This window comes from Sphingomonas sp. (genome assembly GCF_042095875.1).
Classification (GTDB): Bacteria; Pseudomonadota; Alphaproteobacteria; order Sphingomonadales; family Sphingomonadaceae; genus Sphingomonas.
In genome coordinates this window covers 50,048-76,829 of the sequence record NZ_JBELMJ010000013.1, presented here as the reverse complement: position 1 = coordinate 76,829, position 26,782 = coordinate 50,048, and the positions used below count along the sequence as shown (strand labels likewise).

Sequence of the window (26,782 nt, the reverse complement as noted above, 5' to 3'; positions counted from 1 at the left end):
GCGACGTTCAGCTGGCTCGACGGCTGGACGCAGCTGGTCGACGAGAAGACCGAGCGATCGCGCGGAATGACGATCGAGCTCTCCAACTGGTTCTGGGAAGGCGTGATGATGACGGGCGGCGTGCTCAGCATCGACCGCGCCTATTTCGACCTGACCGGGGGACGCGAGCGCTGGCTCTACAAGGTCGCGAGGAAGCACGCCGGCGGCGCGGGCGAGGCGGGCTTCGCGATCTCGATGCCGACCCTGTTCGAGAAGTCGGGCGCGGAGGGGCAGTATCGCCGCTTCAAGTTCGAGATCGCCAAGATCGTCGAGAAGGATCCCCTGCCCGGCTACACCCTCACGCTCGAGCAGCCCGCGGGCAAGCGCGAGCCGAGCGTCCGGATGCGCCGCCGCGCGGAGGGCGCGCGGGTTGAGAAGCGCGAGGGGCTGCCCCCACCCCCTACCCCGCCGCAAACCACGGCAGGTGCCGCAGCCGGCACGACGCCTTCGACGCCGAGCCGAACATCCGCACGAAATCGTCGCACGGACAATTTTGAGTCGAATGTTTCCCCGGGGAAACACGCCGACCCGCTTGACCCCGCGCGCGTCGCGGAGCTCTCCGCCGTCGCCGCGATGATCCGCCGCTCGGTTAAGGGCCTCGCCACCCGCGGATCCGCCGGTGATCTCGCCGACGCGACCCTCGCAACGCTGCGCGCGGAATGCCCCGGCTGGGACTATCAGGCGCTCCACGAGGAGTTCCGCACCTGGCTCGCCGCCGACCCCGCGCGCACCCCGGTCAGCTACCAGAGCGCCTTCATCGGCTTCGTGCGGCGCTGGGATGCGAAGCACCGCCACGAGCTGGGGCGGTAGCGCGTCCCCTTGTGTCGCGGTTCTCGGTGACGGTCAGACGGAAGGAGACGCTCTGCCATGTTCGAAGGCACCCGCACCGAAGCCGACGCGCAGCTGCGCAGCATTACCGGCCGCTCTTACGTCTACATCCTGCTGCATCCCGACGGCCGCTCATTCTACGTCGGCAAGGGCTGAACCGCCACGCGCTGGAGCATGAGGCAGAGGCGCGCCGCCATCACCCCGTCGGCGAGAGTAATCCGGTCAAGTGCAACGTCATCCGAAAGATCATCCGTGAGGGCGGCGCGGTCCGCTACAGGATCGACTCGGACTACACCGCGGAGGACCAGCTCGCCTGTCTCGAGCGCGAGGCCGAGCTGATCATGCAGCACAGGAGGCTACACGAGGGCGGCTGCCTGACCAACCTGGCGGGCGGGCTCGGCAACCTGAGCGGCGCCGCGCCTGAAAGCCTCGCCCGGCACGGCGCCACGCTGTCGGGCGAGCCCGACGACAACCCCGAACGCGCCACGCTCAACCGTTATTTGCTGTCGATCGGCCCGGTCGACAGCGTGCCGGTGAAGCCGCTGTCGCAGCTCCGCCCCGTCCGCCCCACGACCCCGCACCCGAATGCCCGGAAACCGAAGCCGCGTAACGCCTATGCTTTGGTGGCGAGTGCCGCCGTTCACGGTGTCCGCATCGAGGCGGGCGCACGCATCCCGCGGTGCTTCACCTATACCGGTGTCGACGCCATCATCGAGAACGGTGTTGCGCGCGACATTCTGAAGGCGGGCGTCGCGACGCTAGTTCCTAGTCGAGATCCACGGAACGAGATCTTTGTGCTCGACGCACAGCAGGCGCGATTGATCGTCGGAATGATCGGCTGCGCCGCGCTCGAGAGCCGTGGCCTGCTGTGATCAGCGTTCCCGATGTGTCGGGTTGGAGCCCTCACCCCAGGCACGACATCGTTGGCGAACCAGCCCGACAAAATATTTGAACGTCGACGGCTTCCATTCTGTTGGAAGTGATTCAATCGCGCGTCTGCCAAACGCGTTCGTCGACACTCCGGGAACGCCACCCGCACCTTCGGGAACGCGTCCACGATCCTTCAGGAACGCCCTCCTCGTTCCATCGGGAACAAACTCCCGACACTTCGGGAACGCGCCGAAGCAACCGAATCGCGCTCATCCGCCGCTTTGAACACACCCAGCGCACCGCTAACCTCCTAACCTAGAATCGAAACTCTCTAACCAAGATACGATGCTTCGCTTGGTGAGAAGGGAAGTGGAGAAGGAGTAGATGAACAGCACGACCGGATCTGACACCCCGACGGATAACACCGCCGCCATGCCCAACCTCTTCCTCCCCGACGTTCCCGAACCACTCGTCCGCGCCGCCTTCGCCCGCTCCCCTGGCAACGAGATCGCAAGCGGTAAGCTCGCGAGCACCGACAGCAGCGCCGCGCTCGTCGCGAATGCGTTTGGCTGGTTCCTGCAGCGCCCCGACCAGCTGCCGGCCTTTCCTCCGCACGCCGACCTCGACTGGCCCGCGACGCGCGTCGATGTCGAGCGCCAGATGCGCTTCCCCTGGTTGGGCGGACGCCACCCCTGGCTCGACACAGCCGTCGAAACCCCGCGCCATCTCATCGGCGTTGAGTCTAAGCGCTTCGAGCCGTTCCGCGACGCCAAGCGCCCGCAGCTCTCAGACGCTTATGACCGCGGTGTGTGGGGAGAGGGCATGCAGCCGTGGACCCAACTGCGCGACGACCTTCGCGCCAGCCCCTACCTGTTTTGCCGCGTTGATGCCGCGCAACTCGTCAAGCATGCCTTTGGCCTCGTCACCGAGGCGCGGCGCATCGGCAAGGCGCCGGTCCTGCTCTACCTCTACGCCGAACCCGCCCGCGTTCCCGCCGGCGCCCTCGCGCAGCACCGCGAGGAGGTGGCACGATTATCGACGCTGGTGAAGGGCGCCGCCGTCCGCTTCGCCGCCTGCACCTGGCGCGCATGGCTCGCGACCTTCACCGGCCCCGCCGCACTCCACGCAAAGCGCGTGATTGACCGCTACCAGCCCTGACCATCGGAGCCCCAATGACCCGACCCGTCATCTACACCGTCGACGCCGATAACCGCCTGACCGCGATGAGCCCCGCCGCCCCCGAGAACGAGGACACGATGCAGCGCCTAATCGCCGATTACCCCGAGATCATTGCCGACGCAGATGGCGCGCTGCTGCTGATCCGGCGCGAGCTGCCGATTGCCGACAGCGAGGAGGGGGCAGGGCGCTGGTCGCTCGATCACCTGTTCGTGACGCGCGCGGGCGTGCCGGTTCTGGTCGAGCTGAAGCGCGCGGTCGACACGCGGCTGCGGCGGGAGGTGGTGGGGCAGATGCTCGACTATGCCGCCAACGCCACCGCTTACTGGAAGGCCGGCACGATTGCCGCCAACTTCGCCGCGAGTGCGCAGGAGGCGGGGCAGGAGTCCGACGCCCTGCTTGCCGAGTTTCTGCCCGAAGGTGTCGAAGCGGACGCCTTCTGGGCGCAGGTCGACGCCAACTTCTCCGCCGGCCGCGTCAAGCTGGTGTTCGTCGCCGACGTCATCCCGCGCGAGCTCGCCCGCATTGTCGAGTTCCTAAACGAACAGATGCGCGCCGACGTGCGCGCGGTGGAGCTGTCGTGGTTCGAGGGGCACGGGGTCCGTGCCTTCACCCCGCGCGTGATCGGCGAAACCGAGCGCGCGCAGGCGGCCAAGGCACAGGCGAAGGGCGAGCTGCCGCCGCCCATGACGCGAGACGAGTGGATCGCGACGTTCATCGCTCCCTTCGGCGACACGGTCGTGCAGGCGGCGCATCGCTTTACGGAGTGCGTCGCCAACGCCGGCGGCCATGCCGAGGTGACCGATCGGCAGGGCTCTATCGTCGCGGTGTTCGAAGGCCCGGCGCGCACCACTTTTCCGCTGCTGTTCCAGCGCGCAGGCAAGGGCACGGTTGCGATAACCTTCAAGTATTTGAAGGCGCATGACGCGTTCAAGGACGACGCGGTGCGTCAGCAACTGTATAACCGATTTGCCGCGATTGCCGGCCCGCTCTCGACCACGTCGACGATCGGTTTTCCCAGCTTCTCCGCGACCCGCCTCAACGATGTCGCGGTGCAGAACGGCATCACCGATCTGCTGCGGGACATGGCGCGAAAGGCGGCAGAGGCATGACCGCCCGCACCAGCCACGACCAAGTTTTCGGGCTATGTCGCGCACAGCCTCGAGGCGTCCCTGTGGTTCGTTGACCAGACCGACAGCTATCGCGACGCCATCCTGCTTGCCGCCAATCTCGGCGCCGACGCCGACACCACTGCCGCGATCACCGGCCAGCTCGCCTGCGCGCTCTACGGCGCCAGCGGCATTCCGGAAGACTGGCGCAGCAAGATCGCCTGGGAGCCGCGCATCGCAGGCATGTCGCTGGCGCTGCTGAAGGTCGAAGCAGATGGATTATCGGCTCCGGCTCGAACGAGAACGTTAGATACTCGCCGCCAAGACCGCCATTGCACTCAAGGCCGCGCATGACCCGCAGCTCTCGCCAGAAACGCGCGCTCGCAATGCTCGAGCGGCAGAGCTCGGGACCGCCTGGCTCAACTGGCGAAAGCGGAATGATTGAACCATCAACCATTCAGGTGCATATAACAGGCAAGAAGTGCACCCATGCTTGCCGCTTTTCTGGATAGCATTTGCGACCACGACATGATCGCGCCGCGTCGCATGGCCGAGCGGCTGCGCCTTCCCATGTCGCGCCTCGCCAGGCTCGCGCACGTCAATCGCAACAGCATGACTGCCAAGCCTGAGAGCCCCGCGGTGCAGGCGAAGTTGGGCGAGATCGCGCGCATCATCGCGCGTGCGGCGGAGCTGGCAGGGGACGAGGGCCGCGCGATCATCTGGTTCCGGCATCAGCCGATCCCCGGCTGGGGCAAGACCGCGGAAGAGCTGGCCGAGGGAGACTATGCCGACGCGGTGATGGAGACGCTCGAAGGGGTGGACCAGGGCGTCTACGCCTGACGCGGGCTGACGGTCTTGGCGCGTCCGCTCGCCCCCCTGACCGGCCGCTCCTGGGGGGTGTTGAACGTGCGCTGGCAGCAGCGGCCGTTGGACAGCGGCTCGCATCTCACCGGCGGTCGGTGGAGTCGACCGGACGTTCGCGCGCTCTATCTCTCGGCGGACTACGCGACCACGATCGAGGAGATGCACCAGCTGCTGATCCGGCCGGGCACGCTCGTCGCGTTCGACGTGGATGCTGCCCGCATCGCCGACCTGACCGGCGCTGACCCCGCGCTAACACGGTGCGCGTGGCGTCGGATCCACCTAGGCGAGCAGGGCACGCCACCCACCTGGCCGCTGATCGATGCGCTGATCGGTACGGGCGCGGATGGGGCGTTGATTTCGCCGGTGCAGCGCGACGGCGGGGTGAACCTTGTTCTGTGGCACTGGCACGCCGCTGTTAAGGCAGGGAGGGTGCGGCGCTGACCCTGCTCGACCCGGAAGCCGCGCTCACCGGCAGCTGATCGCTATAGGTTACGACCGCTCCCGCGCATGACCCGCCGCTACATCTGCCCCGCCTATCGCCAGCGCCGCGGCGTCGAAATGGACTTCGGCTATCCGACGCCTGAGCTGTTCGACCTCGCCGAGCGCGGCGAGGCGGTGATCGGCGGGTGCGGCCTTTCGCTGATCGGCGAGCCCGAGCGCCAGTGCCTCGCGTGCGGTTACCGCTAGGCAATTCGCCGTGGTCGCCGCTGACGCGCACGACCGATCCTGTCGCTGGTGCCGCGCATCGACCCCTGCAACACTCGGCCATCAGGGGAATCATCATGCGCCGCCACGGCCTGTCCAAGTCCAAGCTCACCTCCTACGCGCAATGCCCCAAGCGGCTCTGGCTCCAGGTGCATCGCCCCGACGCGGCGGCATATGACGATGGTGCTGAAGCGCGCTTCGCCGCCGGCCATGCGATCGGGGACGAGGCGTGCCGGCAATGCTCCGCGCGGCATGACGGCGCGGGTGTGATGGTCGAGGCCGAGCCGACCCTCGCCGCCGCGCTCGCCACCACTGCGGCGCTGCTCGCCGCCGGCCACGACGCACCGATCTACGAGGCGACGTTCGAGCATGACGGCGTGCTGGTCCGTTGCGACGTGCTGGAGCCCGACGGGGCAGGGGGCTGGCACATGGCGGAGGTGAAGTCCTCCACGCGCGCGAGGGATTACCACCGCGCCGATCTCGCGACGCAATTATGGGTCGCCCGCGCGAACGGGATGGCGGTCAGCTACGCCGCGGTGCGCCACGTCGACACGTCGTTCGTGCTGCAGCGCGAGGGCGAGCTCGACGGCCTGTTCGCCGACGCCGACCTGACGCACGATCTGGCCGACGAGCTCGCCGCCGTCCCGGCGCTGGTCGCGGGTGCGCGTGCGACACTGGCGGGCGCGGAGCCGGCCGCGGTGCCCGGCGACCAGTGCGATGCGCCCTTCGCGTGCGAGTTCGACGCTTATTGCCGCGCCGCGCTGCTCCCCGGCCCCGAGTGGCCGGTCGAGGTGCTGCCGAACGGCGCGGGCAAGAAGTGGCGCACGGCCGGCATCGCGGACGTGTTCGCGGTCGATGCGGGCGAGCTCAAGGGCAACGCGCGCCGCGTCCACGCTGCGACCGTCTCGGGCGCCCCCGATCACGACGCGGCCGGCGCACGCGCCGCGATGGCGGACTGGGCCTATCCACGCACCTGGCTCGACTTCGAAACGATTGCCCACGTCATCCCGCGCTGGATCGGCACGCGCCCCTACGAGCAGGTGCCCTTCCAGTTCACCGCGATCGTCGAGGAAAATGGGGGAGGGGACACGCTCCACGAGTTCCTGAGCCTCGACGGCACCGACCCGCGCCGCGCCTGCGCCGAGGCGCTGTGCCGCCTGCCGCGCGAGGGCGCGGTGATCGCCTACAATGCGTCGTTCGAGCGCGGCGTCATCGACAAGCTCGCCGCCGCCTTCCCTGATCTCGCGCCCGCGCTGGAGCGTCTGTCCGAACGGCTCGTCGACCTGCTCCCGGTCACCCGCACCCACTGGTATCACCGCGACCAGCGCGGTAGCTGGTCGATCAAGGCGGTCCTCCCGACGATCGCCCCGCACATGGATTACGCGATGCTCGAGGTGAAACACGGCGGCGAGGCACAGGACGCGTGGGCCGAGGCGGCGGCGGACGGCTGCACGCCCGCGCGTAGGGCGGCGCTCGACGCGGCGCTCAGGGCCTATTGCAGGCAGGACGTGGAAGCGATGCGCATTGTGGCGCGGGCGTTGGTTGAAACGCTTAACACCGAAGGAGCATGACATGCAGCACGAACCATGGGTCGGGTCGAATTACGCGGTCGGACTGGATGGGCAGAAGGTTTTGATCGTCGGCTTTTCGCACTGGGGAGAGCTGGAGAAAGACAACCCAATGATCACGAAGGAAGTGGTGAGTGCTTGGGCTCGCGGTGAGGAAAATGTGCCGTTCTGTCCCCGCATCCGGAGCTATTTCGGTGACGTCGACCCTTCGACCTTCTGGCACAGCGTGGCTTTTGCGAACACGCTGCCCACGCTGGTGGGTGAGGCGGATCAGCGCTACGCAGAGGGCACCAAGGAGCAGCGTGACGCCATTCCGGATCGCGCCTATGGCTTAATCGAGCAACTAAAGCCTGATCGCATCTTTGTCTTTTCTCGGCGTGCTTGGTCTTTGTGGCCGCACTACACCGGCAGTCTGCAGAACGGCGCCCTTCTCGTTGATGAGGGAGGAGAGTTCGATGCGGGTTCATATTCGCACGAGGATGGAGAGGCGATCGCTTTCGGATTTCCGCATCCACAGTTCACACCGGTCGAACCAACCAAGCGTGCAGTTGCGGCAGCGTTAAAGGCCACGGTAGACACTTTGAGGCCTACAAACGACCATATCTGACGCACCTCCGGCATAACCCTGCACCTAACCGGCGGCCTTCGCGCGGTTCCGTCGGGGCGCTTCTTCGGCGCCCCGATGTTCTCGCAAGCAAAGGAGCCGCGCATGTCGCGTCGTCATTCGTCCTTCCATCCTCTCCGTGCCGGCACCGATCTTTCCGAAGCCTCTGCCGCCGAGCGTGCGCTGCTGCGGCGCGCGCTCGTTCGGGCGGTGTCGCGCCTGCCGCAACGGGCGCTCCGCCTCGTTGCGCCGGCCGTGCTCGAATTCGTGCGGGACCAGGCGGGCTGGCTTGATGTCGATCTCGGCGCGCATGATTTTGACGTGCTCGATTATCAGCGCGACCCGATCGGCGATCTATCCAGCCCGGTGCTGGGCGAGATCTGCGCCGCGCTCTCCGATACCCCGGCTCCGCGCCGCGCGGTTGCGCTTGATCGGCGAATGGACTGGCTCGCCACGACCCTCGCGCTCGACGCGGTTGATCGCGCGCTGCTTGGTCTGTTCGCGCGACATGCGCGGTTCGAGGCGTGGCGTGCCCTCGTGCGCGCGCTGCCTGGGGGAGGGCGTGGGCTATCGCCGGGTGTCCTGTCGCTGTTGAGCGACTTCACTGCGCGAGTGATCGACTCGCGCGTGTCGCCGGGGAGCCGATTGGTTGCGAGCGGGCTTGTGAGCTGCGATAGCGACGGTGATCTCGATGCCGGGCGCTTCCTCATCCGTGTCGCCGGTATGCACACGAGTGCGCCCGAGGCGCTCGCGCGGCGCATGCTGCCGCCGGCGCCCGCCTCGACACTCGGATGGAAGGATTTCACGCACGTCGCCGCGCGTGAGTTCGCCGCCAACGCGATCGCCGCCGCGGCGCGTGAAAACTGCGGCGTGAACGTCCTGCTGCACGGCGTCGCGGGCACCGGAAAGAGCGAGCTCGCACGCGCGATCGCCGACCGCACCGGGCTGGTCGCGGTGTTCGCCGGGCTGGCGGATGACGACGGTGGCGAGCCGACCCGGCGTGAGCGGCTCGCGCACCTCAACGTCCTGCGCGGCCTCACCCGCACGTCGCGCCGTCACGTGATCGTCGTCGACGAGGCGGAGGATGTGCTCAACCTTATCCCGACCGACGGGCGTGAGGGCCGGTCGAAGCTGTGGCTCAATCGGCTGGTCGAGGATGTGCGCGTGCCGACGATCTGGATTGCGAACAGTCTCGATCAGCTCGAGGCAACGGTGGTGCGGCGGATGCATCTGGCGGTGGCGTTCGACCTGCCGCCTGAGCGGGTCCGTGCGCGGGTGGTGACGCGCGCCGCTGCGGCGCGGGGCATGACGCTATCCGCGGACGAGATCGCCGCGGTGGCGCAGCTTCCTGCTTCGCCGGCGGTGCTGACGAGCGCGGTGGAGGCGGCGCGGCTGTCGGGCGGCGGCGGCGCAGCGGCGCGACAGATCGGCGAAGGGTTGCTGGAGGCGCTCGGCCACGCGCCACTGCGCGTCGCCCCGCGGCCCGCCATCTACGACCCGTCGCTGGCGCAGGCGGACCAGGATCTCGCGCAACTTGCCACTTGCCTTGCGGCCGCACCGGGCCGTGGGTGGAGTCTGCTGCTTGCCGGCGCGCCCGGCACCGGCAAGAGCGCCTATGCGCGCCACCTGGCGCAGGTGCTCGGCATCGAGGTGGAGGAGAAACGCGGCTCGGACCTGCTCAGCCCCTTCGTTGGCGGGACGGAGGCGAACATCGCGCGCGCGTTTCGCGATACCGGTGAGCGCGGCGCGATGCTGCTGATCGACGAGGCGGACACGTTCTTGTTCGACCGCCGCACCGCGACGCGATCGTGGGAGGGAAGCATGGTGAACGAGATGCTGCGCTGGATGGAGCACCATCCCGCGCCGTTCGTCGTCACCACCAACCTCGCCGACATACTCGACCCCGCGACGCAGCGCCGCTTCACGCTGACCGTCCGCTTCCGCGCGCTGACCCCCGCGCGCGCCGCGGCGCTGTTTGCCGCGACGTTCGACGCGCCGCTCCCCGCCGGCACCCCGCCGCTGGAGGGCGTCACCCCCGGCGACGTCGGCGTGGTGGCGAAGCGCGCCGCCGTGCTGGGCGAGCGCGACCCCGCCACGCTCTCTGCCTGGATCCGCGCGGAGGCAGAGGCACGCGGGGCAGAGGGCACCCGCACCGGCTTCCACCTGCCCGCGCGCGAGCCGGTGCTGGCGACGCGCGCCTGAGCGGGCGTCAGAGGTCTCGCATTGTGCCGGTATACCCGCTCTGCTTCAGGGCTGCGGCCCAATCCTTCGCGGCGGTATCCAAGAGGGCAGCGCCCGAGGCGTAAGCGGGCACGCTTCGCATGAGGGCGGCGTGATCGGCAAAGGTGTAGTGGTCGGGATCGAGCCGCGTGCCATCGGTCGTGCGATACACATCGGCAATCCCGGCGTAGCGAAGGAACGGCCGCTCAGGATCGGGATGCGTCTTGGTCGCCAAGCGCGCATTCTCTTCGCGCGTGATCACGCACACCGGACCAAGCAGCGCGCGCCTTGCTTGCGGCAATTCAGCGGCGGGCGATTTGAGCACGCGCGTTCCCGACGCGAAGGTGGCGAGCGGCAGGACGTGTTCGACGATGCCGCGCGGAATCGCTGGGCCGCCCGGCCCTTCACCGCACGCTGCGCGCCACCGTGCGATCTGCGCCAGTCGGCCGCCACTGACATAGAGCGCCCCGGCGTAGAAGGAGGGCGGTTCACTGGCGCAGCGAAAGGCATGGTCGATCACCCGCCTCGCGCCGATCAGCTCCAGCTTGCTCCACTTTGGAGCGCTTGCGAGCCGTGTCAGCGTGTCGATCACGACCCCTTCGTAGATCGCAATCATCTGAGCCCACGTGGCGTCGCGGCCCATGGTTGGGCTTTCCGCGTTGCGACGCTTGCGCTCGCTCGACGTTGCGCGGTGCAGGGCGACCGCGTCCTCGCTGGTGAAAAGGGGCGGCAGGGGATTCAGCATGACGGCTCCACTCTTGTGACCGTCAATATTGTGCTCGCCACTGCCGCGCGCGGCTATCCGGGCATTTCCCGGCCCGCCGCCTTCACCCGATCATAACGGGTGCGTGTCTCACGCGACCGACACGTCGGGATACGTCTCGTCCCACCCACGGACCACCAGGTCGATGCGATCCGCGCGGCCGTTTGCGCCAGCATCACCGCCAGCGCGGGCAGCGACAGGTAGGTCCAGCCGGTGCGCGCGGGCTGGTCGCCTCAGCGCACCGCGCGGGCGTGGTGGCGGCAACGGGCGAGCGCGTCGGACAGCAGCACGGTGACCTGCGTCGCCGCGTCGCCGCACCGCAGCCGGAACGCTGCCGGCCCGAGGCGCATCTCGAACAAGAGGCCGAGCGCCAGGGCGGCGCTCAGGCAGCGTGCGGCATAATCGTCCGCTAGCGCGTAATTGTGTTCGTCGTCATGCGTCAGGGGTCATCTCCTCGCCAAAGCCGCGCTTTCTGGCACGCCCACCCGCCAGGATCGGGCGCTTGCCCCACGCGACCGTTCCTGTCGCCCACCCGCTTTATCCCGCCGCTTCAACTGCACGGAGGCGCCATCACCTGACCGACAACCGACATTCCGCGCTCGAGGGCATCGCGCTTGGCATCCTGTTAGTGCTGCTGATGCAGTTTCGCCCGTTCCGCTTGGCGGTCTACGCGCTGTTCGCCTGGGGCGCGTTCCTGTGGGTGCAGGATCGGTGGAGCGAGCACACGCTTCCCGACGACACCCCCGTGCTCGCCTGGTCGCTCGAGGGCGCCGAGCCGCAGCCGGTGTTCGCCGACGACACCCGCACCTGGCGTGTTGCGATTCGTGCGCAGAACCGCGGTGCCGAGCTGCTGCAGGAGGCGACGCTCGTCGGCACGCTCTACGAATGCCCCGATCCCGACGCCGTGCTCGCCGCCTGCACGCCCGTCGATCGCAGCCGTGATCGCCTGCCACTCGATCTCCCGCCCGGCTTCGTCCACCATCTTAGCGTCTATCCCGCGTTCCAACATTCGAGGGCGACGGCGTTCCCGTGCGCGACGTGGCGCGTCTCGCGGATCGTCGCGGACAGCGACGCGGCGGGCTGACGCGTCCGCTCCTGTCGCATTGCCGCGCCACCCACCGCGCATGAACTCGCTCGCGCTCCTCCTCGGCCTTGCGCTCACCGTCTGGCTCGTCGGCACGCTCGGTTGGACCGGCGCGCTGGTGCAGGTGATCGAATTGCGGATGCTCGCTGCGGTTCTGCGCCTGCTGTTCAGGCGCTGAGGGGAGGACGGCGGTGCCGATCGTCGGTCTGGTTATCTTCTTCTTCGCGATGGCTTGGGTGGCGCAGCAGCTCGGCGGCTGGGGCGTCGCCCGTGACACTCTGCCGCGCGCGCTCGCAGGCAAAGTGTCACCCGCGACAAAGCGACGCCGCGGTGCACGCCAGGGATTCACCTTGTGTTCCGGCTGTGCTTGACTCCAACACATGAGCAGCCCCCTCCCGCCGCCCGCCACGCCGCCGCACCCCGTCCCGCCCGGAAACGTCGGCGCGATCCTCGCCGCGCTCGCCGCCGCCTCGACCCGCCCGCGCTACGCCTTTCTCGTGCTCGGCCTGATCGCGGAGGCGGCGCGTGCTGACGGGCATGCCGGTCCCTGGGTGCGGGCAGGGGAGGGCGAGCGCCTGGCGCTGCGCGACTGGCTCGCGCGCCAGCTTGTGCCGCTCGCCGCACGCGATCGTCGTCGCGCCGCACTGCGCGCCAAGGTCGCAGCGCGGATCGGCAGCGACGATGATGCCGCGATCGACGAGGCGCTCGCGGCCGAGGCACTCGCGGTCGGCCGCGCCAACGTCAGCCGCGCCGTCTCCGACCTCGTCCGCGCGGGCCTCGTCCGCCGCCACTATGCCGGCCGCGTCACCGACCACGTGAACCGCGGGGGACGGAGACTGGCGGTCTACGCGGTCGAGCCCCCGGTGCTCAACGCGATCCGCTCTCGGCCGGTGCTGGTGTAAAGCCTTACGACAAAGGCGGTCGCGTGCACGTCGGCCGTGGGATCGATCGCTTGCTACTCACCGCCGCCGCGGCTTTGATATCGCGCAAGGCAGGGAGAGCGCATGAACGCGATTGGCAACGTGTTAGGATGGCTGGGGCGCAAGGCGGTGCTCTACGTGGTGCTGGTTGCCGCTATCGCCGCCAGTACCTTTGTCGTTCCCTGGGTTAAGCAGGCTGTCACAGGCGGCCGGGAGGCACAGCTACGCCACAAAACACTTGCTGACGCGAAGAAGACCATCCTCGCCGAACGCGACGCGGCACAGGCTTCGTTTCGTGCTGGCGCGAGGAACCTGAGCGGCCAGACTGTCGCCCAATTGACAAGCCATCGACTCGGTTTGTCCGGCGAGCGTGTGAAACTGAGGCAGCAGGTCGCGGCTGCAAAGCCCATCTGGATGCTGGCAATCACTGACAAGCAAGCCCTGCTGCGCCTCGAACGAGATAAGCTGCGAATATCGTTCATCGACCAAGAGCTTGCGGTGATCGACGCGGCGCTGTCACTACGTGAACGTGACGCCAGCAGCCTTTCCGCGCTCGCGGACCTGCGCACGCAGCAACGCCGGCTGGATGCAGCGATCCGGCAATGCAACGTCGTGATCGGACAAGTCCGCGCGAACGAGCGCGCGTTTCGCTGGCGCGTCGGTGGCAGGTGGATCGAGAGCGCCGAACACAAGCGGCTGGTGCAGGCCGAGACAAGGTGCCGCGCCGGTGTCGAGAGCCTCAGGCGCCGGCGCGATGGCGCGCGCACGCTGGTCGGCACCGCGGCGCAGATGCGACGGGCGGCGACGGCGGCCTATGACCGCGCCGCTGGCGCCACCATCATCGCGGGCCGCGAACTGGCCGCGCAGGTTGAAGAAGCGCGCGTTAAGTTTTCCGGCACTTTTCAGGAAAAGGCGCGCGTTTGGTCCGAGGACTGGCAGATATCGCGGCTGCTCCGCACCGCCGCCATCGCGCTCGCCCTCATCATAGCCACGCCCTTCCTCATCCGCCTGGTCTGCTTCTTCGTCCTTGCGCCGCTCGCCATGCGTCGCACCGCGATCCGCCTCCGCGTGCCCAACGGCCGCGGTATCGCGATCGCGCCCGCGGCGTCGTCCGCCACCTCGGTCGCGGTGCGGCTCGATCCCGGCGAGGAGCTTCTCGTGCGACGGGACTATCTCCAGACCAGCAGTCACGCCGGCGCGAAGCGGACCAAGTGGCTGCTGACGTGGCGCAAGCCCTTCACCAGCATCGCTACCGGCCTCACCTTCCTAACCCGCATCCGTGGTGATGGCGAGGTGACGACCGTCTCCGCGGTGCGCGACGGCCTGGCCGAGGTCACGATCCTGACACTGCCCGAGGGCGCCTCCTGTGTGCTCCAGCCGCGCGCGCTCGCCGCGGTGGCCCAGCCAATCCGGCGGCGGCTGCGCATCACGCATCACTGGCGACTCGGCTCATTAAACGCTTGGCTCACCCTGCAACTGCGCTACCTCGTCTTCCACGGTCCCGCGCGGCTGGTGCTGAAGGGCGGCCGCGGCGTGCGCGTCGAACGCGCCGAGCAGGGGCGCGTCTTCGGACAGGATCAGCTGGTGGGCTTCTCCGCCGACCTCGCCTATTCGGTCACCCGCACCGAGACGTTCTGGCCATATTTCTTCGGCCGCGAGCAGCTGCTTAAGGACCGCGTCATGGCCGGGGAGGGCGTGCTCATCATTGAGGAAGCCCCGCTCACCGCGCGCCGCGGCGAGGTGCGCCGCGGGCTGGAGGGGATGATCGATGCCGGAATGAAGGTGTTCGGGATGTAATCGCGCACCAGCTAGCGCAACAACGGGAGGATGATGATGCGACGGATCGCAACAGGGTTAGCCGCAGCTGCGCTGGTGATGACAAGTGCACCGACGCTTGCGAAGTCCGCCGGAACACTGCCGCCTTCAAAGGCCAAGACGTGGTGCGAACGCGCCGGCGTCGCGGCTATGAGCGTCGGGACTGCGGTGGCCGGCGCGAGCACGCTTGTCGGCACCGCCGGCGTCGCCGCAGTCGCACACAGCAGCGGCGCGGCGATCCTTACCTCGGTCGGTGCAGGCGGCACGGGATATCTGGCCGGCACGCTCGGTGGCGTTGGCGCGACCACGCTCGGCGTGGCTAGCGCGCCCGCCGTGATCGCTGGGGCGGCAACGGTTGGCGTTGCTGGTGTCGGAGCCTACGCCTGGTGTCGATATCGCAAGTGAGGTCGGTTGATTAGCGCCGAATTGTTCCGGCGCGCAGGCCTATCAGCTCCGCTTTGGCAGGGGACGTGGTGCGCCATTGCACGAGCCGCGTCACGAGTCGTTGTCGATCGCGACCCAGCGCACGTGCGATCTCCTGCGCTTCCTCCTCGTCCACTACCAGAAAACTGCGCTCCCCGCCGCCGTGCTTCAGCGCCAGCACGGTGAGCACCACCTGCCACCGCCCGTTGCGATCGACCGTCACCTGCACATCGCCGTGCGTTAGGAAGACGCGCAATGGCAGACGCATGGCGAACGCGGCCAGTGCGGCTTCAAGCTCTCGCCCCTCGTCGCGGTTGGCGACAGCCGATCGCAGCGCGGTGACCCGCTGCCCGAACATGTGTGGCAGCGCGATGTCCTCGCGCGTCGCCGCCAGCGACAACAATGCCTCGCTCACCGCCATCTCGGCCCGCGCGAAGCTGGCAAGGCACCGCCCGCGCCATGCGTTCACCCGTGTAGTCGCATCCTCATGCGCGGCGGCGGCGGGATCGAGTAGGGTGCCGACAGCGACGTTCATACTGGCGTGATAACTCAGATGTCGTTGCCATCAGGTTGCCGTCACTCTCCAGCGTCGATGGTCAGCACGTCAGGCCTGAGTGGGGAGGTGGATTGAGAGTTGAGCAGGAAGGGTGAGGGAAAATCCCTTGAACTCTTGCTCGCCCGTTCACCTCAGCGAGGCTTTGAATGAACTATTACCATTATTCCGGCAGCCGCCGGTCGGAGCTTGATGCCCGCAAGCTCGAGCAGCATGGCGATTTTCGCGTCTTACGCCGCCTTCCAAAACCCTCGGAGATGTGGCTTGCCACGTCGGGCAGAGATGAGCAGGAAACGACGATCGCGGTCGTCGATCTCGAGACAACCGGGCTCGATCCGACACGGCACGATCCGATCGAGCTGGGCATAGCGTTGATGCGCCTGGACGGGACTGGTCTACTCAGCGACGTGACGGGACCGGTGACGATGCTGGAGCAACCTTCGCGCCCGATCCCGCTGGAGGTCGAGACGCTGACGGGCATCGGCGACCGGATGGTCGCGGGACAGCGATTCGACGAGAAGAGCCTGCAGCGCCTTTTCTTGAAGGCCGATGTCATCGTTAGCCACCACGCCGCCTTCGATCGCGGCTTTCTCGTGCGCCGCTTCCCGTGGATCGATCTCCCGTGGGCGTGCTCCGTGAAGGAGCTGGATTGGCGGCGGTTCGGGCTGGAGGGCAAGGCACTCGGACACCTCGTGGCCTCCGCAGGCCATTTCATCGCGGACAGCCACCGCGCCGGCGAGGATTGCTGGGCGCTGACCTGTCTCCTCGCACGGCAGGCGCCCGATGGCCGCACGGTGGCCGCACATCTGCTCGACACGGCGCGTCGGCCGACGTTTCGGCTTATCGCGTGGGACGCGCCATTCTCCACTCGCGACGCGCTCAAGGCGGCGGGCTATCGCTGGAACGTGAAGCAGCGCGTTTGGTGGATTGAGGGTGATGAGGAGAAAATCGGGCATGAAGACGCTTTCGTGCGCTCGTTACACCCGATGCTTCGGCCGGAAACGGTGGTGATCGATTGGTATCGGCGACACGCCGAGTGATGCTCTGCGCGGGGCAGCATTCGCACAGTGAACCTGCACATTTGCGCAGGCGCGGTGCGCAAATGCGCAGATCGCTTCTGCATATGCGTCGATCAAACACGGTTACGGAAAGGTTAAGTTCTGCGCGGATGGGCTGCTGGGATCCCGCGCAAAGAGGGGAATCGACGGGTTTCACGGGTATGCGGGCGCTGAACCGTATGTTCGCGTGATAGGGGGGCGGTGGCCGCACATCTGCTCGACGCGGCGCTATCGCGAAGCAGTGCGTTTGGCGGATCAAGGGTGATGAGGAGAAAATCGGGCATGAAGACGCTTTCCTGCGCTCGTTGGACCCGATGATTCGGCCGGAAACGGTGGTGATCGATCGGTATCAGCGACACGCCGAGTGACGGCCTGCACGTGACTCCGCATTGCATCGTCAACCTGCGCATTTGCGCAGGGGCGGTGCGCAACTGCGCAGGTCGCTGCACATATGCGCTGGCAGACATGGTTATTAAAAAGTTAAATTCTGCGTGAACCGGCCGCCGCGATCTCGCCTCAGGAGGAAAAGCGGCGCGTTTCGCTGGTAGGGATCAGGCCGCTAGAGCTGCTCCAACCGCTGCCACCTGCTGCTTCGGCACGCGGGTGACCGATCGCACGTGAGCAGCAAGGACCACCTCCAGATTATGGACGTAGTTGAACAGCGCGCGCCACGGATGCGTATGACCCATCAGCAACGCGATAGCATGCGGTGCAGTCGCGCCGAGGGAGTCATCGGAACATAGATGGCGGCGCAGTTTGCGACGGCGGGCGATCAGCAGCGGGTCGAAGAATCGATGCAAGCTCGTATCCCCCTCGTCAGGCCACAACACCGCGGCGTAGATGTTCGTCGCGAATGAGTGCCGAAGAGGGAAGAAATTGAATTTGACGCTGGTGACCGCACGTAAGGCATTAACCAGCGCTGGGTCATACGCGCTCTCGAGTTCGGTAACCGAGGCGATCAGTTCTGGGCTCCTGTTCGCACGCTCGAAGCGCTTCATCTCCTCTGGGGTAAGAAGAAGCTGAAGCGGGATGTGCCGTCGGCTCTCGTCGGTCTTCAACCTGCGATAATGCGAATGATTGATCGACAGTGTTGTAACGCCGTGATGCTCGTGGAGATCGGCATCTGATGAGCCAATCCAGCGCAATTCACCGATCCGCAGACCCGCGCGGTAGGACAGCATGGCGGCAACGGCCACCTCCTCGGACGCGCTCTGTGACAGAGTCGCATATTCGTGCGCGCGCAGGCAGCTCGCGATGTGACTGCGATCCGTGCGACGAAGCCGTTTGATCGTCTCACTGGCTTTGTCATGTGCGCCGACGTCGATCAGAAGGGTCGCGAGATCGCTGGCCACATCGCCTCGCCAGGGTGCGCGTTCAGGGAGATGCTGAAAAATTTCGTCAACGCTGAGCAAGTCGAAGGGCTGGTGCTCCCATCGTGCGAAATCGCGTGGAACGAAGTGCTGCCACAGCCGTCCGGCTCGACGCAGAACGATTTCCATATGGTCACCTGGCGGTGACAATCCCCGCTTAGCATTGAGGCTGCCAATCAAGGCGTGCGCAAGCGACCGCTCAAGCGGCGACATGCGATGGTAGAACGGTTGCTCCACAATCGTAGCCGCCTGAGTTCGCGCAATCTTCTTGCTTGTGGCAGTGGTTTTCCGCCCAGGCCAACATCGCTTGAGGAAGTGTTTGAGCTCGGCATAACTGTCACGCCGCTCGTAAGCGCGCCGTCGCGGCCGTTTATCGGGCGCGGGAGTTGGCCTATCCATTGCGGGGTCAAACGTTTCCGCCCGTAATGAGTGATTGCTGAGCTGCGCCTTAGCGGCTGCGTAGAGGATAGGCGGAAGTTTGAAGCGCCAGCGGCGATCTACAGCCGCGCGAAAGGATGTTATTTCTGCTCTTGTCGCTTTGTCGGAAGTCGGCCCGGGCGGCCGAGGATTGAGAAAGCGGAAGTAATCGAACAATGCTTCGTCAATATCGACGTTAACATTAAGATCGGTGAACCCGCGGCGTCGCTGTTCGTCCAACCGCGCCCGAGTTTCTGGATCGATAAACCAACGTTGCTGTGAGGCATAGCTTGTGCGGTCCAGGTCAAGCCAGTCGGGCGTCTTTCGCGCCTTCACCACTGCCGTAGCGGCCGCGGGGACGGCGAACTGCTGATCGGGATTCAGCAACCCGCCATGCCACATGGCGGATGCGAGAATCCTTCCAGCCTGCGCTCTACGCTTATTGTCTGGAAAGAGATCGAAATCCGGAAGGTCTGCGACCTTGTGCGGAACACGTATGTCCTTCCCACCAATTGCCTCGAAGCCGACCGCCTGGATCAAGGGATCGATTGCCTTCTTGAGCGAAGCGCCAACCTTGTCCGGACGCAATCCGGAGTATCTCGACCACACACTGAAACCGTCATGATGATGGCCGAACTGAGCCGCTATTGCGTCGGAGGGCACCATGCCGCCGAGGTTCGAACGCAGCCATTTGCGACCCGATCCGGGCTGAAACGGCCAGTCACAGTGCGCCTTGGCCTCCGTGTGCAGTGTCGAGTGGTTCAGCCGGATGATCTTGCCGTCCTGAAAGTCGACGAACTGAAGGCCTGGCCGAGCAATAATCTCGCGAACCGCACGGGCTGCAACGTCATCGACGCCATCGAATCTCGACGCCAGCCGATCAAGATATCGCTCATACTGCGCAATCTGTTGACGCACTAAGGGGGAGTGAAAAACACCCCTTTCTCCGTCGTGGCCTTCGCCGATCCGGCCCTTCTCCTCTACCCATGCAAATCCGGTTTCCGGATCGATCATGTTGGTGTCAGGCAAGGATTGCTGCCCTCGCTGACCCGTGCCGAAGCTCACCAATGCGAAAGTGTAAATCATCATGGCGATATGTCGCGAACGTGCGATCGGAAGCGGACCAAGGGGAGCCGGAGCGTCGGAGGTCGGCGTGCCTCGAAGTCGCGGATCAATGGCAGGCTGTTGAAGCATCCACCGAAGGTGGGAAACCGCTTTCCTCAGCGAGGTATCGTTCGGACAGTGCCGGTTGCCATGTCTGGCAGTAGTAAGAGCGGCTGGCAGGGTGTTGACCGATAGCCCGCGCAGCGGCGCGACGGCTTTGCTGAAGCTGCTCCACGCGGACTGGGCATCAACGGCATAATAGGCCGATATGGTCTTCGCGACCGTGCGACTTTCCGGAGCGACGATGGAGGCAAAGGCGGGATCTCCCCGGCTCGTGTCACGCAGGCGGCGAAGCAGCCAGCGACGCAACGCAGAGTCTCCCCCCGTCGCTTTTGCAAAGGCTCCTTGGAGCCTCAGAAGCCGCGCAATCTCCTCCGTGAGAAGGTCGCTGGACGAAGCGAATAGCTTACCGCCCATTGGCATCGTTGCTGCGGCACGCGCCGCGGCTCGGGCCAATGCCGATAAGGCGGGCACAAGGATGCTGTTCGGCTCGTCCGCGGATATGTCACGCAGGATGAGAAGCGCCTCCTTCCCATGCAGTGCGATACCCTCCGGCATAGTCCGGACATTGTCGAATGTGCCGACGATGCTGAGGATGGCGTCATACCAATTCTTTGCCTCTCTTCCCGATTGCATGATGAGAAGAAGCATGATGATCGCTTCGAGTTGTCGAGACGACAGTTCCGGATCCGCAAGCCGTGCTTCAAGCATTGCCAGCAGATGCTGCACCTGCGCATCGTCGGGCAGGTCCCACGCCAGCCTCAATGCGCCCGAACGCCGCACGCGACCGCCTTCGGCGCCGCGTGCGTCACTCTCGTCGACCCAGGATTCCATCGGGCTACGGTGAGACGCAGTCCGTCTCTAATTAGTTAAGATTTACAAGTTCCAGCGCGACGGGCCAGCCGCGCCGTCGGGCAGTTACCCCTTTCCAGGGTAGGCCAAGCGTCCGCTGGCCTTCCTGCCCGCTCACCTCACCACGCCAAGAAAGGAGCTTCCCGCGCCGGCAAGCGCGCCGACGTCGCGCGTCCACCGCGCTGACACTAACCGAAACCAGCAACGAAAGGAACACGCCCATGTCGATCCTCTACTACGAACGTCCCTTCAACACCCGATACGTCGTCTGGGAGGCGAGCGGCCGGCAGGCGCCCGAGCTGCTGCGCACGCATCGGACCGCGCGCGCCAGCTGGCTCTACATCACACGGCAGCACGGCATCGACGCCGTCGGGCCGCTGCCCGACTGGTCGCGCCGTGACGACCTGATCGCGACTGGCCGCTGCGGGCCGCAGCGTGCCGCGGACCCGTCGCTTGATGAAGTCGCGCTGTGGACGCAGGCGGACGAGCACGCGCGCACGTTTCGTCCCGACGAGCCGGTCTGCGCGCATGCGGTCGGCTCGCTACCGCAGGGGGGCGACGCGGACAGCTGGCGCAATCTGATCGAGGGGTTCTGCGAGGATCACCTGAGCGCGCAGGGTATGATCACCGACTGGGCGATCCATCATCGTCCGGGGAGCGACGCGGCGCGTGAAATTCTGCCGCACGCCCATCTGCTGATCACGACGCGCGTATATGATCGGGGGCTCGCCGATATCGGCCGGCTTCGCCAGACGTGGCTGCGCACCGACAAGGCGCGCAAGCGTATGGCGGAACGCTGGTGGGCGCACAGCGGCCTGTATCCGCGTCCTTACCTCATGGCGGCGTAAATCAGCGCAGCGCCGCGAGGAAGCTGGTCGGCGTGAGCGACACATGCGCATCGAGCGGCGGGCGGATCGCAAACGCCCGCGGTTCGCGCGCGAAGTTCCACAGCCGCACCAGCTGCCACGCCTCGCGCCGATCTTCCGCCACCGCAATCTCGTTGCGGGTGAGGTGGAAGGGCGTGCGCTCCCAGCCATTGGTCGTCTTCACCTCGAGCAATCGCTCGGCGCCGTCGGCCTCGAAGCTGGCGATGTCGTAGCCCGCACCGTCGCCGTCCTCGTCCGCCACCCAGCGCACCCGGGCGGCCAGATCGTGGCGGCCCGCGGCGGCGAGCGTCGCACGTTCGCTTGCCATCACCCGCGCCTCGCCCGCGCGGCCTAGTGCGCGGTTGCGCGCGTCGCGCTCGGCGACGTCGAACTTCGCGGCGACCGCCATCATCTGCTCCAGCTCGCCCGGCGGCGGCGCGTTGGAGTGCGTCGGCGGCGGCCCGATCCACAAAGGCGCCTCGTCACGCAGCGCGGCTGTCGCGCGGTCGGCGCCCTCACGAAGCACGGACGATCCGGCTCTTGGCAGCCGCGCGACCCAGTCGGGATGCCGCGCCAGCCACCGCGCGACCGCATCGACCAGCGACCACTGGAAATTGAACGCCGGCTTGTAGCCCGTGATCCAGTCCTCCCCCAGGCCCTTGAGCACGGCGGAGATGTTCTGGTGCTTGTATTCGACCGACCCCTCCGCCCGCCCGATCCGCGCCACCAGCGCGCGCCGATGCGCCGCCTTGCTATAGGCCCGTCCCACCGCGTCGTCGGCCAGCATCGCGAAGTAATCCGCCACGATCGCGTCGTTCTCGGCGTCGGACCAGGGAAGGGACATCGCGGCAGACTGACGTGGCGGACGTCAATCGGCAAGCCACTGCCACGCCGAGGGCATCACGTTAAATTCACGATTTCCGGAGAGATCGGCAGGTGTCGGAAAGCACTAGAGGAAAAGCAAGGATGATCGTTGACGATCAATATCAGTATGCCGAGGCTGCGCTACTATCCCGCTCGCGCGCAGTTCTGGCGCACTTCCGGATGGTCAACGGCACGACTGCCGCCGAAGCGGTGACGGCAGCGCTGCTGGCGGACGCAAAGGCGAAGAAGGCAGCAGCCAACGCGCTCGCTCAGCACAGTGACGACGTTCTGCGTCACATCTATTTCGAACTGGACTATGCGCTCGGCAGCAAAGGATCGGTCGAGGTGACGCTTCCCTTAGGCACCGTCGCGAAGTCGGCCGACTTCGGAAGCATCGAGATCGCACGACAGTTATACGTGCTGGATGCGGGACGGGCAGGACTCCACCACCTCGAAAGCACGCGCCGCGACGCGCACGGGCCAAACCTCGAACGTCTGCACGATCGTATCGCGCGCAAGACGAAGCGGCTGGCATGTCGTCGCATCGGCCTCCCCGCGGCCATCACCTTATACGAAGAGGATGAAAAACAGCTGCTGCGCTTCCCCCCATTTGCCCCCGCAGGCGGTGTGACGCTCCAGTGCTCGGCGTCGAGAACGGGTGCCGATCGCTTCTGCGCGGCGAGCGGTGCGCAAATCGATGCGATGGCTGACCAGCTGATCGAAGGCATGCGTATACTTTGGACGCACCGAGAGGAAATCGCGAGGTCGTCGGCCGCAATCAGGTGCGCGGCTGAAGCGGGCATCCTGAAAGATTTCGGCGAGAAAACGGACGTCGCGCTTGCAGGCATTGCCGTGGAGCGCGATCCTATTTTCCCTGATCGGCTCCCCTTCTTCGAGCTCGAGTTTGTGGCGCCAGATGAGTCCCTGCGAATGGGCCGGGTGTCGCAGTGTCTGCCTAGGCACACTGACATTGCACAAGGTCTCTCCCCGGGTTTGATGGCAGAGGATCGTCTGGCGCGGCGTCAGGAACTTCTCGCAAAAGGCGCCGACGGTGAGATAGACGATCTCGCTTTGGCGGTTGCCCGCATTGCACCGGACGGCATTGCGGCAGTTCTGAAATCACTTTCAACGGAGCAGCAAACCCGAGTGGTCATCCCGATGCGGGATGGCCCGCTCTATGCATCGCTCTTCTGGTGCGATGGCGTCATTAAGGTCGACGTTGGGCACGCCGGGCGCCTTTACGTCTATGCGAACACGGTTGAGCTTCCGGAGGCACGACTTCCCGACACGGTGGCCGCGGCGCTTGTGGGCAAGCGTCTCGACGCCGTGGCCGAACTGCCCTTTTGCTGCCCCTCGCCAATCGCGGAGGTGCGTCAATCGAACGTCAACGGATTGCAGCTGAAACTGGATGTCGGGCGCTGGTTGGTGGACACGCGTGGCGGCACGGTCTGGCAGCATGCGGCTTAGCGAGGTTGCAAACAGGACCGTGTGCAAGGAGGGTGAGTGATCGCTTACGCGTAATCGGGTAACCGATCAGCATCGTTATCGTGCACCCAGCCCAGCGTCGCTAACAGCGCATCTCGGGCGAGCTTCTCGGCAAGACCACGTGTGTCGCTCCAGTCGCTTCCGAACTGATCATTCGAGCCGTGGAGAGTGGTGCTGCGTCCTCGCCCGTATATCTGACGCACGATCTGTTTGAGCGTTTTACCGCGTTGGGTCACAGGACCATGCACCGGGATGCCGAGGCGCTCGGAAAGCATGTTCATGATGCTGTGATCTTTGCCGCTTCCCCCCGCCAGCGTGTCCAACACCGCACCGAACTTCGCCGTGGCCATAAGGGCCGTGTCGGAAACGATCGCCTCGTGCATCCACCACAAGGCTAGAAATACCGCGCGATCGATGGCGTCACGCTCGTGCGGAAGGCGACCGCTCGCGAACGCCGTAAGAGCCTTGCCTGCTGGTTGGCGCAACCAATCGGCTTCCTGCCAAATCTGATCCATCCGATCGCTTGTCCATGTCGTGCCGGGCATACGCCTGGAGCGACCATGATAGGTCATCACGATATCGCTATCGCGCGTTGCCAAGAAGGTAGCGTTCCAATGCTTGCCGTCGACGAGCAAGCCGAATCCCTCGATTGCCGTCGAGGGCCGCTCCCATAGCAGGCTATGGGCGCACAGAGCCAAGCGGGCACTCAGCAGCGCCTTTTGCTCCCCTACGGTCCCGGACATATTCGCAACCGTTACAGTGCAGACGTCAGGACACTCACCGACGGTCTTCAGAACAGTCCATTCTACTTCCTCGCTGCGCCCTGCCTTTCTCTTGCGCGGACGCTTGCCTTGCCAGGAGCGTCGCACGCGGCGAGCGGCGACGGCATCAATGGTATTGAGATGCTCCAGCTCCGCCAGCCAGTCTTCTCTTGGAATTATGCGAACGGGGCCAAGCTCGATCAGGTTTTGCTGATCACGAACGAGCCACGCACCGAAATGGAAGGTGCGCGCGCCCGCCAACGCCTCTATATCTTGCTCGAGCGCCGTGGTTACGCGCTGATGTAGCGCTTTCGCTGCTGCCTCTACGGCAACGTCGCTACGCTCTGGCCATGCGTTGCCGAAGGCGGCGCGAACGAGGGCATCTCGATCCTTGCCGTTGAGTGCCTCGGCGAGACCTATTTGCCGCTGCTCCCATGCGATGCCGAACTCCCGTATTGCGGTTGCGACCCGCTCGGAAACCAGCCGGCCGTTGATCAGTGTCGGCAACTTGTCGTGCGGGAGTGAGACGTTCGCTTGTAAGCCGACGATCACTTGCGAACAGAGTTCGATCTCCCGGGCTATGCCAGCATGCACGTGTTCTTTGGCGCCATGATCGGTCATCACACCGCCATCAGCAGCACCGGCGCCTCTTCCTCCGCCCGCGCCACGCCCAGCCATTCGCGCGGGTGCAACCCCTTGGTCTCCAGCGCTAGCAGCGGTGCGGCGCGCGTTGCCGCCACTGCCTCGCGCGCGCGCAGTCCTGCCGCCAGCGTGCGTGCCTCGGCACTCGAGCGAGCGAGCGCGCGGCCCGTGTCCTCGCTGCCTGGCGCGCGCTGCCACTCGGGCGTGGCCAGCCACGCTCGTGCCAGATCCGCCGCGCCGATCGCGCCGGTCAGCCGCTCCAGCCGCGCCGCATCGTCGCGCGCGACGCTGATCGCCGCCGCGCTCTCGCCCGACAGCGCCAGCGCGCCGACGCGCAGCCCCGATGCCATCGCGCTCGCATCGAGCAGCGGCGCCGCCTCCGCCACCGCGTCGGGCCGCGCATCGAGCAGCCGCCGCGCGCGCCCGCTGAAGAAGTTGCCGAGCGTGTCCGCCTCGTCGGCGTCGCGGTGCCAGCCGCTCTCGGCCTTGTCGGTGCTCATCGCCCAGCGCGAATCGATCCGGTGCGCAAGGCCGCGCAGCGCGTCGATCATGTCGTCGATCCGCTCTGTTCGGTCGCGCGCGAACTCGTCGAGCAGCCGGTCGAGCTTCACCCCCAGCCCGCGCACCTCGTCGCGCACCCCGTCGATCTTCGCGTTCATCACCGCGAAGCCCACCACCGACACCCCGATCCCCGCCGCGCCCAGCGCCAGGTTCGCGATCTGCAGCTGGTTGAGCGTCGCGATCCCCTGCTGCACCACCGAGATACCGCTCTTGATCTGTTCGTTCTGGACGATCTGGATGCCCTGGCCGACCAGCTTGAGCGGCGCGAGCGGTCCGCTGCCCGCCAACGAGACGATCCTCGACAGTCCGCTCGTTTCCTGAAGGAAGCCGGCGATCTGGCCGTTGGCGTGGCGCAGGACGGAGCCGTAGAGCTTCACGTCGCCATTGTCATAGGCTGCCTGGAGCAGGGGCGGCACGGTGCGCAGGAACAGGTCGGCGATCATCGAAGCATCTCCCTGGCGTCACGTGCCGTGCGATCAATCATGTCGAGCAGCTGCGTCAGATACGGTCGCGTCTCGCTCTCCGCGGCGGCCGGCCCAAACCACACCCGTGTCAGCTCCGCGCGCGCGGCGGCGCGCACCCGCTCGTGCGCGCCGCTGCGCTCGCCGATCTCGCGCCCGATTCGCGCGCTCACCTGCTCCGCACCCTGCCGCACCAGGTCGGGCACCGCCCGGGCGGCTACCTCGCTTCCGCGGTCCAGCGTCTCGCCGATCGCCTCGAACGAGCCGCGCAGCCACGCCGGCGCGCGCCAGCCTGCAGGCGGCGGCGCGTCGTCCTGCGGCAGCATCGGCCGCTCGCTCATCGCGGCGAATCGCAGCGCCAGCGGCTCCACCCGCGCGTCCACCTGCCGCAACGCGCGCGCCTGCGTCGTGAACCACTGATCCGCCGTCGCGCCGACGAGGTCGCACATCGCGGGCCGCGCGATCGCGCGCGCGGTCGCGTCGGCGTTCATCATCGCCTCGGCATTGGTGATCGCGTCGAGCCGGACCTCCAGCGCCTGCATCGCTGCCGCCGCCGCCTTATGCACCAACGCCATCGCGCTCAGCGTCGCCTCGTCGCGCCACGCCATGATGGCGGCACGGCTTGCTCCCGTCTCGATCGTCGCTACGCTCACGCATCACAGGCTGGCAGGGGAGCCGCGGGGGTGTCCAGCAGGAAAGATCACGCACGACCGTTCCTGTCGCGTGGATGCGGCAAAGTG

At 66.4% G+C, this 26,782-nt stretch carries 26 protein-coding genes and 1 pseudogene; 19 read left to right on the top strand and 8 right to left on the bottom strand.

Annotated elements, in window-relative coordinates:
• The 11 genes and pseudogenes from ACFDS6_RS06915 to ACFDS6_RS06865 all read left to right on the top strand — a co-directional run.
• The coding region (locus tag ACFDS6_RS06915; protein WP_375271391.1) for a replication initiator protein A at window positions 1-849 on the top strand (849 nt) is incomplete at its 5' end.
• 11 nt (window positions 850-860) lie between these two features.
• On the top strand, window positions 861-1,739 hold the full coding sequence (locus tag ACFDS6_RS06910; RefSeq protein ID WP_375271390.1) for a hypothetical protein: 879 nt from the start codon (window positions 861-863) through the stop codon (window positions 1,737-1,739).
• Window positions 1,740-2,121: 382 nt separating this feature from the next.
• The gene (locus ACFDS6_RS06905; protein WP_375271389.1) at window positions 2,122-2,895 is read left to right on the top strand and encodes a hypothetical protein; all 774 of its coding nucleotides are present in this window, start codon (window positions 2,122-2,124) and stop codon (window positions 2,893-2,895) included.
• Between the two features lie 14 nt (window positions 2,896-2,909).
• The gene (locus tag ACFDS6_RS06900; RefSeq protein ID WP_375271388.1) at window positions 2,910-4,025 is read left to right on the top strand and encodes a hypothetical protein; all 1,116 of its coding nucleotides are present in this window, start codon (window positions 2,910-2,912) and stop codon (window positions 4,023-4,025) included.
• Window positions 4,026-4,055: 30 nt separating this feature from the next.
• Window positions 4,056-4,376, top strand: a pseudogene (locus ACFDS6_RS06895) (ADP-ribosylglycohydrolase family protein); the annotation flags it as partial.
• Window positions 4,377-4,511: 135 nt separating this feature from the next.
• The gene (locus tag ACFDS6_RS06890; RefSeq protein WP_375271387.1) at window positions 4,512-4,862 is read left to right on the top strand and encodes a hypothetical protein; all 351 of its coding nucleotides are present in this window, start codon (window positions 4,512-4,514) and stop codon (window positions 4,860-4,862) included.
• A gap of 57 nt (window positions 4,863-4,919) precedes the next feature.
• Window positions 4,920-5,327 (top strand): RES domain-containing protein, encoded by a 408-nt coding sequence (locus ACFDS6_RS06885; RefSeq protein WP_375271393.1) that lies wholly within the window; start codon window positions 4,920-4,922, stop codon window positions 5,325-5,327.
• 66 nt (window positions 5,328-5,393) lie between these two features.
• The gene (locus tag ACFDS6_RS06880; protein ID WP_375271386.1) at window positions 5,394-5,573 is read left to right on the top strand and encodes a hypothetical protein; all 180 of its coding nucleotides are present in this window, start codon (window positions 5,394-5,396) and stop codon (window positions 5,571-5,573) included.
• Window positions 5,574-5,668: 95 nt separating this feature from the next.
• Entirely contained in the window at window positions 5,669-7,162 is a 1,494-nt protein-coding gene (locus ACFDS6_RS06875; protein WP_375271385.1) for a DUF2779 domain-containing protein, read from the top strand.
• A 1-nt stretch (window position 7,163) separates the two neighbouring features.
• Window positions 7,164-7,766: a hypothetical protein gene (locus ACFDS6_RS06870; RefSeq protein ID WP_375271384.1), complete on the top strand. Its 603-nt coding sequence runs from the start codon at window positions 7,164-7,166 to the stop codon at window positions 7,764-7,766.
• A gap of 102 nt (window positions 7,767-7,868) precedes the next feature.
• Window positions 7,869-9,965, top strand: coding sequence for an ATP-binding protein (locus ACFDS6_RS06865; protein WP_375271383.1), 2,097 nt, complete (start codon window positions 7,869-7,871; stop codon window positions 9,963-9,965).
• Window positions 9,966-9,972: 7 nt separating this feature from the next.
• On the opposite strand, the gene ACFDS6_RS06860 is transcribed toward ACFDS6_RS06865, so the two are convergent.
• A complete protein-coding gene (locus ACFDS6_RS06860; protein ID WP_375271382.1) occupies window positions 9,973-10,728 on the bottom strand; it encodes a hypothetical protein in 756 nt (251 codons plus the stop codon).
• A 251-nt stretch (window positions 10,729-10,979) separates the two neighbouring features.
• Window positions 10,980-11,105, bottom strand: coding sequence for a hypothetical protein (locus tag ACFDS6_RS06855; RefSeq protein WP_375271381.1), 126 nt, complete (start codon window positions 11,103-11,105; stop codon window positions 10,980-10,982).
• A gap of 278 nt (window positions 11,106-11,383) precedes the next feature.
• Between ACFDS6_RS06855 and ACFDS6_RS06850 the strand changes: the two genes are divergently transcribed.
• The 5 genes from ACFDS6_RS06850 (at window position 11,384) to ACFDS6_RS06830 (ending at window position 14,970) form a co-directional block, all read left to right on the top strand.
• Window positions 11,384-11,830: a hypothetical protein gene (locus tag ACFDS6_RS06850; RefSeq protein ID WP_375271380.1), complete on the top strand. Its 447-nt coding sequence runs from the start codon at window positions 11,384-11,386 to the stop codon at window positions 11,828-11,830.
• Between the two features lie 40 nt (window positions 11,831-11,870).
• Entirely contained in the window at window positions 11,871-12,008 is a 138-nt protein-coding gene (locus tag ACFDS6_RS06845; RefSeq protein WP_375271379.1) for a hypothetical protein, read from the top strand.
• 202 nt (window positions 12,009-12,210) lie between these two features.
• Window positions 12,211-12,732 carry a hypothetical protein gene (locus ACFDS6_RS06840; protein WP_375271378.1) on the top strand — a complete coding sequence of 174 codons (522 nt, stop codon included), beginning with the start codon at window positions 12,211-12,213 and terminating at the stop codon, window positions 12,730-12,732.
• A 102-nt stretch (window positions 12,733-12,834) separates the two neighbouring features.
• Window positions 12,835-14,547 (top strand): hypothetical protein, encoded by a 1,713-nt coding sequence (locus tag ACFDS6_RS06835; RefSeq protein ID WP_375271377.1) that lies wholly within the window; start codon window positions 12,835-12,837, stop codon window positions 14,545-14,547.
• Between the two features lie 33 nt (window positions 14,548-14,580).
• Window positions 14,581-14,970: a hypothetical protein gene (locus ACFDS6_RS06830; protein ID WP_375271376.1), complete on the top strand. Its 390-nt coding sequence runs from the start codon at window positions 14,581-14,583 to the stop codon at window positions 14,968-14,970.
• 10 nt (window positions 14,971-14,980) lie between these two features.
• Here ACFDS6_RS06830 and ACFDS6_RS06825 read toward each other — a convergent pair whose 3' ends face one another.
• Window positions 14,981-15,523: a hypothetical protein gene (locus tag ACFDS6_RS06825; protein ID WP_375271375.1), complete on the bottom strand. Its 543-nt coding sequence runs from the start codon at window positions 15,521-15,523 to the stop codon at window positions 14,981-14,983.
• A gap of 167 nt (window positions 15,524-15,690) precedes the next feature.
• Between ACFDS6_RS06825 and ACFDS6_RS06820 the strand changes: the two genes are divergently transcribed.
• Entirely contained in the window at window positions 15,691-16,581 is an 891-nt protein-coding gene (locus tag ACFDS6_RS06820; protein ID WP_375271374.1) for a 3'-5' exonuclease, read from the top strand.
• A 569-nt stretch (window positions 16,582-17,150) separates the two neighbouring features.
• Here ACFDS6_RS06820 and ACFDS6_RS06815 read toward each other — a convergent pair.
• Entirely contained in the window at window positions 17,151-20,384 is a 3,234-nt protein-coding gene (locus ACFDS6_RS06815) for a hypothetical protein (RefSeq protein WP_375271373.1), read from the bottom strand.
• 239 nt (window positions 20,385-20,623) lie between these two features.
• Between ACFDS6_RS06815 and ACFDS6_RS06810 the strand changes: the two genes are divergently transcribed.
• Window positions 20,624-21,250, top strand: a complete 627-nt coding sequence (locus ACFDS6_RS06810; protein WP_375271372.1) for a MobA/MobL family protein — start codon at window positions 20,624-20,626, stop codon at window positions 21,248-21,250.
• 1 nt (window position 21,251) lies between these two features.
• Here ACFDS6_RS06810 and ACFDS6_RS06805 read toward each other — a convergent pair whose 3' ends face one another.
• A complete protein-coding gene (locus tag ACFDS6_RS06805) occupies window positions 21,252-22,112 on the bottom strand; it encodes a DUF3883 domain-containing protein (RefSeq protein WP_375271371.1) in 861 nt (286 codons plus the stop codon).
• 122 nt (window positions 22,113-22,234) lie between these two features.
• Between ACFDS6_RS06805 and ACFDS6_RS06800 the strand changes: the two genes are divergently transcribed.
• A complete protein-coding gene (locus ACFDS6_RS06800) occupies window positions 22,235-23,599 on the top strand; it encodes a hypothetical protein (protein ID WP_375271370.1) in 1,365 nt (454 codons plus the stop codon).
• Between the two features lie 44 nt (window positions 23,600-23,643).
• On the opposite strand, the gene ACFDS6_RS06795 is transcribed toward ACFDS6_RS06800, so the two are convergent.
• The 3 genes from ACFDS6_RS06795 to ACFDS6_RS06785 are packed head-to-tail and all read right to left on the bottom strand — an operon-like array spanning window position 23,644 to window position 26,695.
• Entirely contained in the window at window positions 23,644-24,999 is a 1,356-nt protein-coding gene (locus ACFDS6_RS06795) for a hypothetical protein (RefSeq protein ID WP_375271369.1), read from the bottom strand.
• Window positions 24,999-26,024 (bottom strand): hypothetical protein, encoded by a 1,026-nt coding sequence (locus tag ACFDS6_RS06790; protein ID WP_375271368.1) that lies wholly within the window; start codon window positions 26,022-26,024, stop codon window positions 24,999-25,001. The genes ACFDS6_RS06795 and ACFDS6_RS06790 overlap by 1 nt, the downstream gene beginning before the upstream one ends.
• On the bottom strand, window positions 26,021-26,695 hold the full coding sequence (locus ACFDS6_RS06785) for a hypothetical protein (RefSeq protein ID WP_375271367.1): 675 nt from the start codon (window positions 26,693-26,695) through the stop codon (window positions 26,021-26,023). The genes ACFDS6_RS06790 and ACFDS6_RS06785 overlap by 4 nt, the downstream gene beginning before the upstream one ends.
• Window positions 26,696-26,782 lie beyond the last annotated feature (87 nt).